At 58.7% G+C, this 9,825-nt stretch carries 6 protein-coding genes and 1 tRNA gene; 3 read left to right on the plus strand and 4 right to left on the minus strand.

The features are described from left to right. Window positions 1–163: 163 nt before the first annotated feature. The 3 genes from ACW5W8_RS22875 to ACW5W8_RS22885 all read left to right on the plus strand — a co-directional run bounded on the left by ACW5W8_RS22875 (window position 164) and on the right by ACW5W8_RS22885 (window position 4,262). A tRNA-Asp gene (locus ACW5W8_RS22875) sits at window positions 164–240 on the plus strand. Window positions 241–652: 412 nt separating this feature from the next. Next, the gene (tmaR, locus tag ACW5W8_RS22880; RefSeq protein ID WP_005336024.1) at window positions 653–970 is read left to right on the plus strand and encodes a PTS system regulator TmaR; all 318 of its coding nucleotides are present in this window, start codon (window positions 653–655) and stop codon (window positions 968–970) included. A gap of 208 nt (window positions 971–1,178) precedes the next feature. Beyond that, complete coding sequence (locus tag ACW5W8_RS22885; protein ID WP_498630649.1) at window positions 1,179–4,262, plus strand: transglycosylase domain-containing protein; 3,084 nt, start codon at window positions 1,179–1,181, stop codon at window positions 4,260–4,262. A 109-nt stretch (window positions 4,263–4,371) separates the two neighbouring features. On the opposite strand, the gene yidA is transcribed toward ACW5W8_RS22885, so the two are convergent. The 4 genes from yidA to ACW5W8_RS22905 all read right to left on the minus strand — a co-directional run bounded on the left by yidA (window position 4,372) and on the right by ACW5W8_RS22905 (window position 9,676). Continuing rightward, the gene (gene yidA / locus ACW5W8_RS22890) at window positions 4,372–5,181 is read right to left on the minus strand and encodes a sugar-phosphatase (protein ID WP_005363212.1); all 810 of its coding nucleotides are present in this window, start codon (window positions 5,179–5,181) and stop codon (window positions 4,372–4,374) included. A gap of 114 nt (window positions 5,182–5,295) precedes the next feature. Further along, entirely contained in the window at window positions 5,296–6,963 is a 1,668-nt protein-coding gene (locus ACW5W8_RS22895; RefSeq protein WP_498630652.1) for a flagellar assembly protein A, read from the minus strand. 272 nt (window positions 6,964–7,235) lie between these two features. Further along, window positions 7,236–8,384 (minus strand): CinA family nicotinamide mononucleotide deamidase-related protein, encoded by a 1,149-nt coding sequence (locus ACW5W8_RS22900; protein WP_498630654.1) that lies wholly within the window; start codon window positions 8,382–8,384, stop codon window positions 7,236–7,238. A 53-nt stretch (window positions 8,385–8,437) separates the two neighbouring features. Next, window positions 8,438–9,676: a cyclic di-GMP phosphodiesterase gene (locus ACW5W8_RS22905; protein WP_498630656.1), complete on the minus strand. Its 1,239-nt coding sequence runs from the start codon at window positions 9,674–9,676 to the stop codon at window positions 8,438–8,440. Between the last annotated feature and the right edge of the window lie 149 nt (window positions 9,677–9,825).

Here is a 9,825-nt window from a genome sequence, read left to right on the forward strand (position 1 = left end):
AGAAGTGAAACGCGGTAGCGCCGATGGTAGTGTGGCATTCGCCATGCGAGAGTAGGACACTGCCAGGCACCAAATTAAACGGTGATGTGAAAACACATAGCCGGCTGCGAGGATGACACCTCACAAGAAGCAGCAGAAGATTTAGCGCAAGCTAACCGAATGCGGAGCGGTAGTTCAGTCGGTTAGAATACCGGCCTGTCACGCCGGGGGTCGCGGGTTCGAGTCCCGTCCGCTCCGCCACTAATTTGAAGGCCTTCCCTGATGGGAAGGCCTTTTTGCTATGGGCGGTTTTATCCATAAGACCCACAGATTTGCATACCAGAATCAACACAAAGCCCGGGCTTAATGACCGGGCTTTTATACTTTTATCGTGTTAAACAGCCAGTGTTAGCATTTATCTGCAGGAAGAGAACTAAAACCCTGTCATCTTCTCCAGTTTCTATCTATATCAAGCCCTTATCTGATGGATTACTGGCCATTTTAACTGGTTTACTTTTGGCCAAACTCTGTTCATGGCGCGTGATTAGGGTTGTATCTCGCTTATAACTCGGTAGAGTAAGGGTATCTTGAGTTTGCCTGTCCCGCGCCGAGCTTGCCGGGTTCCAGGTGTAACTTGGCCCGTTTTTATCAACCTTAAGTCAGTGGTATCGATATGGAACAAGTAAACAAGTCCACCTTTAGCGATGTACTGGAATATGTGCGTATGTCCCGTCGCCAGAACAAACTCAAGCGTGAAATTGCGGATAACGAGAAGAAGATCCGTGATAACCAGAAGCGCGTACTGCTGCTCGACAACCTGAGCGACTACATCAAGCCGGGCATGAGCATTGATGATGTACAGGCGATCATCGCCAACATGCGTGCCGACTATGAAGAGCGCGTGGATGATCACATCATTAAGAACGCCGAGCTCTCCAAAGAGCGTAAAGAGCTGAGCACCAAGCTGAAGGGCATGAGCTCTCACAAATAAGCGTTGCGCTTTCGCTTAAGAGACACCGGCCACTGGCCGGTGTTTTGTTATCAGCTCGGATCTCTGCCACTCCTGCAACAATCGGCTCCCCTTTTTAGAATTGCCCTGTTACCATCACAACAAAGCGGTCAATAGTTTCAAGCCATTGACTTGAAAAGACTAAGCTTGAGTGAAACACAATAAATTGCGCAACCATGGTGGGGCTGATATGGGCGCATCAGAGCAGACGGATTTGACACAAGTGGCATCTCAAGATTCATCTGTCCAGACCACGGACGGGAACCCAAAGCGCAAGCGTCGTCCCTGGTGGCGTTGGCTGTTCTGTTTTCTCTTTTTATTGTGCCTGGGGGCGGTGATCGCTCTGGTTGGCTATGAGATGAAAACCTCGAAGCTGCAATCTCAGGAGATCTCCCGCTATGCCGCCAAGCTCACCTATCAGGTCGAGCCTGGCCAGAGCAAGCAGATCGCCTTCCCTGAGGATGGCCCGTTCGACAAGCGGCTCGGCTATGTGCAACTGCCGATGATGCAGGAGCGTTTGCTGCAACGGGGCTATGAAGTTAGCAGGCAGGTGCATTTCTCTGACGCACTCTATGACTATGCCAGTCGTGGCTTCTTCGTGCCCTATACCGAGAAGGTGCAGGCCGGACTGACGCTGCACGACTGCCGTGCAGAGCCCTTCTATCAGTTCAAGTATCCGACCCATCACTATCCGGATTTTGACTCTATTCCACCGCTCGTCATCCAGTCGCTGCTGTTTATCGAGAACCGCGATCTGCTGAGCAACGAAGAGCCGTTGGCCAACCCGGCGGTCGATTGGCCCCGTTTTGCCAAGGCCGCGCTCTCCCAGGTGGGCAAGGCGCTCGATATGCAGGATCAATCTGCCGGTGGCAGTACCCTGGCGACCCAGGTGGAGAAGTATCGCCACTCGCCGGATGGCCTGACCCTGTCGCCGACCGAGAAGATCCGTCAGATGGCCTCTGCCAGCGTACGGGCCTATCGTCTCGGGCCAGAAACCCTCGAAGCGCGCAAACTGGTCGCCTGGGCCTATCTCAACTCGGTGCCGCTCTCGGCTGCGCCGGGATATGGTGAAGTACATGGTCTGGGGGATGGCCTCTGGGTCTGGTTTGGTGCCAATGTCGATGACGTGAACCGTCTGCTGGATCCCGCTCGCAACCAGAATGCGCCGCTGGCCGAACAGGGGCTTGCCCTGCGTCAGGTTGTCTCGCTGATGATTGCGCACCGCCGTCCCTCTTACTATCTGGCTCAGGGGCGAGAGGCATTGGCTACCCTGACCGACAGCTACCTGCGCCTGTTTGTGCAGGAGGGGATGATCACGCCACCTCTGATGGAGGCGGCGCTCAAGGCCAAGATTACGTTCCGTGACTTCCTGCAGTCCCCTGCTATCACCCGGGTGAACAACAACAAGGGGTTGCAGGTTGCCCGTACTCGCCTGAGTCGCCAGCTCGGGGTGCAGCTCTATGACCTTGACCGGATGGATCTGACCGCCGATACCAGCCTCAACATGCCGCTGCAGAACGAAATCTCCCGTTATCTGCAACAGCTGGCCGACCCGACGTTTGCCGCCCAGGTAGGGCTGTTTGGTGAGCGCCTGCTCTCGCCGGAGAAGACGGGCGATGTGCGCTACAGCTTCACCCTGTTCGAGAAGTCGCCGGAAGGGTTCAAGGTGCGGGTGCAGACCGACAACACCGATCAGCCGTTCGATATCAACGAAGGCTCCAAGCTGGAGTTGGGCTCAACCGCCAAGTTGCGGGTGCTGACCACCTATCTGGAGATCGTGGCCGAGCTGCACGACAACTATGCCGGGATGCCGGTCGAGAATCTGCGTAAATTGGCTGCCGTCTCTCAGGACAACCTCAGCCGCTGGGCCATCTCCTATCTGATGACGGCTCAGGACAAGAGCCTGCCTGTGATGCTGGAAGCGGCGCTGGATCGCAAATACTCTGCCAGCCCCAACGAAGGGTTCTTTACCGGTGGTGGCATACACACCTTCAACAACTTCCGCCGCGAGGATAACAATCGTATTCCGACGTTGCGTGACTCTCTGCGTGAGTCGATTAACTTGCCCTTTGTGCGGCTGATGCGAGATATCGTGCGCTACAGCCTCTACAAGGAGGGCAACCGTGCCCAGCTGCTCAAGGATGACAAGGATCCCCGTCGTCAGGAGTATCTGGCCAAATTTGCCGACAAAGAGGGGCAGACCTATCTGCTGCGCTTCTGGCGCAAATATCGCGGCAAGACCCCCGAGGAGCAGCTCGATACATTCCTCGACGGTCTCAAGCCGAGTGCGGTACGTCTGGCGGCGGTTCACCGCTACCTGATGCCGGAAGCCAGCGAAGCGGCATTTGCTGCCTTCCTGGCGGAGCGGTTGCCGCGGGAGAAGCTGAGTGCGAAACGTGTCAATCAGCTCTATGTGAGCTATGGCCCGGGCAAGTATTCACTGCCGGATCAGGGCTACATCGCCCGGGTTCACCCGCTGGAGCTGTGGCTGCTGGCCTATCTCAAGGAGTTCGACAAGGCGACCTTTGCCGACGCGGTGGCGGCCAGTCGTGACGAGCGGCAGGAGGTCTACAGCTGGCTGTTCAAGACCCGTCATCGCAGTGCCCGCGACAGCCGGATCCGCACCATGCTGGAGGTGGAAGCCTTCCTCGATATCCATCAGCGCTGGGCCAGGCTCGGTTATCCGTTTGACCATCTGGTGCCTTCGCTGGCGACCGCGTTGGGTAGCTCTGGCGATCGTCCGGCTGCACTGGCCGAGCTGATGGGGATTATCCAGAATGGCGGTGTTCGTGCCCCGACCCTGCGTATCGAGCACCTCTCGTTTGCCAAGGGGACGCCCTTCGAGACCGAGTTTGAGCCGCAGCACACCGAGGGAACCCGGGTGATGCCGGCCGAGGTGGCGGCCGCCCTGCGCAGTGCGCTCTCCAAGGTGGTCGAAGGGGGCACGGCAAGACGTATCGCCGGTGCCTTTACCCTGCCGGATGGCACCGTGCTGCAAATGGGGGGCAAGACCGGAACCGGGGATAATCGGATTGAAACCGTGGGTCGTTATGGCAACGTGACCAGCTCGCTGGCGCGCAACCGCACCGCAACCTTCGTCTTCTATCTGGGTGAGGATCACTTCGGTACCCTGACCGCCTATGTACCGGGTAGCCAGTCTGACAAGTTCCGCTTCACCTCGGCACTGCCGGTGCAGGTGCTCAAGGGGATGGCTCCCCTGCTGACGCCTTACCTGCAACCGGGTTCCCATACCCAGTGTCTGGCGAACCAGTGATGCGAGCGAATTACCGCTCATCACGCAGATAACTGACCAGAAAAAACGGGGAGGCTGACAGCCTCCCCGTTTTTATTTCCTTATCGGGCGCAGTGGCGCTCGATTGCGATCAGGCATTCAGTACGAACTGCTCGATCACCTGAGCCACGCCATCTTCATCGTTGCGGGCAGTGGTGTGCTGGGCGAGAGCCTTGATCTCGTCGGTGGCATTGCCCATCGCAACCCCGAGGCCAGCGTACTCGATCATGTGGCGATCGTTGCCCGCATCCCCGACGCAGATCACCTGATCGGCGGTCAGGCCCAGGTGCTCGGCCAGCGCGGCGACGCCGGTTCCCTTGTTGCTCTGCTTGTTCATGAACTCGAGGAAGAAGGGGGCGCTCTGTACCACGGTATAGCGCTCATAGAGCTCTGCAGGCAGGCGTTCGATGGCGCGGGAGAGCTGGGGTGGCTCGTCGATCATCATCACCTTCATGATCTGCTCGTCGGCAGGCAGGGTGGCGAAGTCGATCAGATTGATCGGCATGCCGATCAGGCGAGATTCGTGCTCGGTGTAGGTGCTGACACGGGGACTGATGAGGCCCTGGGTGACCGAGAAACCGTGAACGTTCACCTCCAGCTCGTCAGCCAGTTTGGCGACGGCGCTGGCGTCACTGCCGGTCAGCAACTGGCTGCGGATGATGCGCTGATCGGCCACCTGTTGCACCAGAGCGCCGTTGTAGCAGATGACGTAGTCATGCTCTGTGGTGAGGCCGAGCTCTTCCAGATAGCGGCTCATCCCTTCCAGCGGGCGGCCGGAGGCCAGCACAACGGTTACCCCTTTGGCGCGCGCTGCGCTGATGGCGGCGTGGGTGCGGGGAGTAATCTGGCCCTGCGGGTTGAGCAGGGTGCCATCCATATCCAATGCGATCAGCTTGTACATCTCTCACTACCTGAGTCTGGGTGGCCCACCCGGTGGGGCCAAGGAAGTGGCGAGTGTAGCGAAAATCTGCGGCGGGATCACGGGCAGTGCAGTGATGGTTCCGTATCTACTGACCTATTTGTGTCCCTCGTAAGGGGCCATCTCCAGGGTTTCATCATGGATGGTCAGACGAGTAGAGCCTCGGGTGATGGTCACCTTGCGCTTGAAGCAGGCCATCTCGACCTCGATGCCGGAGTAGAGGTGTTGGGTGGCAATGACCTCCATATCAGCCATCAGTTCTTGCAGCTCTTCATGGTTGGCTGCCAACTGCTCATCGAGCAGAGCCAGATCGGCCAGATGACGAGCAATAATTGGTTTGAGCTTGTGCAAGGTAGCCGGATTGCGCTTGTTGGCGGGCAACAGTTGTAACTTGGTGACCAGCTCCTTGATCTTGTCGAGTTGCGCCTGGCACTCCTGATGACGCACCTTGAGCTGGTGTTCCTGCTCCTTGTGGGTGAAGTAGCCGCCAAGGATCTGCAGCCGGGTATGGTTGGCGGCCTCGGCTCCCAGGCTGGGGGCCATGATGAGACGATTGGCAATGCTGGTCCCCCCCAGCAAAGTGCCTTTATGCATGTTACTGTCACCCACCTTGATATCTTGTCCACTGCAGCTGTAGCAGTGGCTGAGCTGGTTCTGGATCTGGATATCTCCCCCCGCTTCCAGTTGGGCATACTGGGCGTAGTTGGCGTGGATCTCCCCCTGCGCATTGAGCTGGCAAAGGTACTCCCCCTGCTCGTTGCGGCGGCCAATGATGCCGTGGCGTACCGTGATGCTGCCCCCCGCCTCGATCCAGCCCCCTTCGATAAAGCCGCCAATCACGATGTCACCGCTGACCCGGATCTTCATACCCGGGTTGACGTCGCCGCTGACGATTAATCCCCCTTCAAAATCAATGTGACCGTGGCGGGCATCCACCTGTTTGACGCTGAGCACCTCGTCCACCTTCATGCCTGCTTTCTCCTGACAGGGCAGGCCAGCCCGACCGGCAATCAGCAGGTCGGGATCGTCGGGGGAGATGAAGGTGCCCTCGCCAGCACTCATCGGGCTGTCTTTGCCATCCTTGGCGGGCAGGTCCTGACCGGTCACGGTAAAACCGGGTACCCCGACGGTGGCCGGATGACGGCGCATCAGCGGAGCGCCGGCCTTGACGGTGACGATGGAGCCGAGATCCCGCAGGTCGACCTTGCCATGCCCCAACTCCTGCGGTTTGAGGATCCGTTCGGCCGGGGTCTCCACCAGCCGCTCATAGCGGGTGTCCTGACCATTGACGGCAGGTTGGCCACGGGCAACGACCAGCTTGAGCTGGCTGCCGGGGGGGGCCTCTTTGGCCGACACGATGGCGGCGGTGAGCCGTGGCTCACTCACCCCCTGTTTGATCTCGCTGAGGGCGATCGCCTCTTGCAGTTGTTCCATCGTCACATACTTGCCACCCCAGTCGGCAGTGATCTGGGCACTGGCGCTCATCCGGTCTTTTTCCACCACTATGGTGACTCTGGCATCCTGACGTTTGCCGATGGGGATCGGCTTGGTGGGCACCGGGGCGGCAGGGTTGGTAAGCAGGGTATTGAGCAGACTGATGGCCTGTTTTATCCCCTCTGGCAGTGGCTGATAGCGGCGGCAGTTGGAAGCGAGCAGCAGAGCCTGCACATCCTGTTCCGTGACGGGCTTGGTGAGACCGGCGGCTATTTGCAGGCAGACCAGTTCCATATCGTTTGAGAGCAGCAACCACTGTTTGCTTAACACTGCATTTCCTTGCTGGATGAAAACATGAAGATCGGTTCGCCACACCGTTATTGCTTGATTTATCAATGAATAATAAGACGAGGCGTCAATCACTGAGAGTGGGCAGTATTCAGATATTTCCTCCGAATGGTCAATGGATAGAGATCAAATCGGTGATGACCGCAGGATAAATGTGAGTGCTTTTTGGTAATGGCGCAAAGAGGTATGGCGAATTGTGGCAAGAGATGTCGGCCAGCGACATGGTATTGCTGGCAGGGAGATCGCTGAGGTTATCAGCCGAGCTGCGCCGTTCTGACCTGGGTGAGGTAATTGCCAAGTGTCGGCTCGCCCTGCAGGTGACGGCGCAGCATGTCGAGGGCGGCAAAAGCGAGGATCTTGCTGCGGCTCTCGGGATCCGGGTGGCTGGCCTTGAGGGTCTGACCGAACTGCAATCCATCGGCGCAGAGCAGCAGCGGAACGCCGTCCGGCCCCGCCCGGCCTATGGTCAGACTCACTCCATGGGGCGCGCCCGTTAGCTGGGCAAGCTCGCAGCTCAAGGTGCTGCTAAAGCTGGCTTCCAGCGCAGCGTATTCATGGCACATGGCCAGCAAGGCCCCCCGGCTCTCACATTCATACAGAGTGAGTGGTTTCTCTCCCAGCAGAGTGAGGATCTGCTGCGCCGGTTCGAGATCCCCTCTGCCGACCAGCCAGGGCTCGATGGTGGCGAGCAGTCGCGCTTCGGCTGCATCCATGTCTGCCGTGTTGGCACCGTGGCCAATCAGTTTCAGCTCGATAAGGGGCATGGAGGAGCGATAACCCAGCTCAATACCAGCTGGCCAGGGTTCGGCATCCAGCATATCGCTGAGGGCAGATTCCGAGACGCCGAAGGTGTAAAAGCGACGCAGCTCGGTATCTATCTGTGCCCCGGCCAGCTGTTTGAGGCGCGGCAGAATCTGCTCGCGCACCATCTGCTTGAACTCGAACGGCACGCCCGGGGTGAAGAAGAGCTGACTCTGGCCACTTCGCACCACAAAGCCGCAGGCGGTGCCAACCGGGTTGTCGAGGATTTCGCTCCCCTGCGGCAACCAGGCCTGTTTGGCATTGCTTTGTGCCATGGGGCGACCACGGCTGGCGTAGCGGGCAGTTATGGTAGCAAGCCAGTCGGGGAAAAGGGTGAGCGGTTGTTCAAAGGCTTCAGCTGCCGCCTGAGCAGTGAGGTCGTCGGCGGTGGGCCCGAGTCCGCCACACACCAGCACCACCTCGGCGCGGCTGGCACTCTCTTGCAGCACCGTTTTCAGGTCAGCGAGGTTGTCCCCCACCGTTAGGCGACGGCGCACCTGCCACCCCTGTTCCAGCAGCAGAGCGCTGAGCCAGGCCGCGTTGGTATCCACCACCAGACCCGTCACTATTTCGTCTCCGGTGCTGATGATCTCGATACGCATGGCGGGCTCCTTGGGTTAAATGGGTGACAACGGTTGGCTTGGGACCAGGGCAATCAGGCTTTGTTGTGTTCGAAGTAGTAGCTGATGCGGGTGCGCGGGTTGAGGTACTCAAACACCGCCGGCGGCAGCCGTTTGGGGTGGATCACCTTGGCGATCGACAGTTCGGCCTGCTGCAGGTCGATGATGGCGGCTTCCTGACGGGGAATGCGCGGATCGTACACCAGCACCGAGGGGTAGAGCAGGCGCGAGGCGTTGACCGACATCACCAGCCCCACCTGGCCGTTGGAGAGCTGCACCACGCTGCCGGGCGGGTAGATCCCCATCAGCCGGATCAGCATGCTGAGATATTCAGGATTGAACTGGGCCTTGCGCTGCTTGTAGAGGCCGCTCAGGGCCGAGTAGGGCACCTTGGCCTGCATATGGCAGAGGTTATCGTACTCGTTGATCAGCGACACCATCTGGGTGAGCGGATCGAGCTGCCCCTTCTTGAGCCCCTCCGGCCCGCTGCCATCGAGATACTCGTGGTGATGGAGCACGATCCCCTTCGCCTCGGCCGGGAAGTCCTTGGCCAGATTGAGCAGGTCGAGGCCGTAGCGCGGATGTTGGGCCATCAGGTTCTGCTCCGGCTTGGTCAGCGGCTCGGTCTTGCGCAGGATCTGGCTCGGGATCTTCAGTTTGCCGATATCGTGGAACAGCGCACCCATGCCAACCTGACGGATCTCGTCGGCCGACATGCAGCACTCCTTGGCCAGCAGCATGCTGAGCACGCTGACGTTGAGGGAGTGGAAGTAGAGGTTGTTGCCATCCTCGCCGTCGGAGACCAGATGGAGCACCATCTCGTCCACCGAGAGCAACTGTTCTGTCATGGCGTTGACCAGCTCCTGCGCCTCGCCGATGGCATTGAGGGGGCGGGACTGGATCTTGCTCATCACGCTGCGCACCTGCGCCAGCGACTGCTGGAACTGTTTCTCGCACTGTTGCAGGTTGCGGCGATAGAGTTGCAACTGCTCGATGCGGCGATCTTTCTCCTGTTGCATCCGGGCCTGGCGCTGGGCAGCGTCTGCGCTCTCTTGCTGCTGAGGTTGTACCTGATTGAGGGGTTTGGGCGGGACGTCGCTCTTGTCGGGAATGATGGTGACCAGTTTCAGACCGAGTCGGCGGATCAGCTCGATCTCCTCTTCATTCTTGATTTTGAAGCTGGAAAACAGGAACGGGTGTTCGCGCCACCCCAGTGGCAGGGAGACATAGTTGCCGACTTGCAGTCGATCTACGGAAATCTTGATACCGGTCATTATCTTGGATGCAGGGGAGATACTGAGCCGTATGCTAGTCAAAGGCGAGGGTGAATACAAAGGCTATGTCCCAATTACGTGTTGAAAGGCTAAGCTTGAAGTAGGCCATCACCTTGAGGTCTACCATCATGGATACCCCAGCCTTTCAA

This window comes from Aeromonas aquatilis (assembly GCF_054052405.1).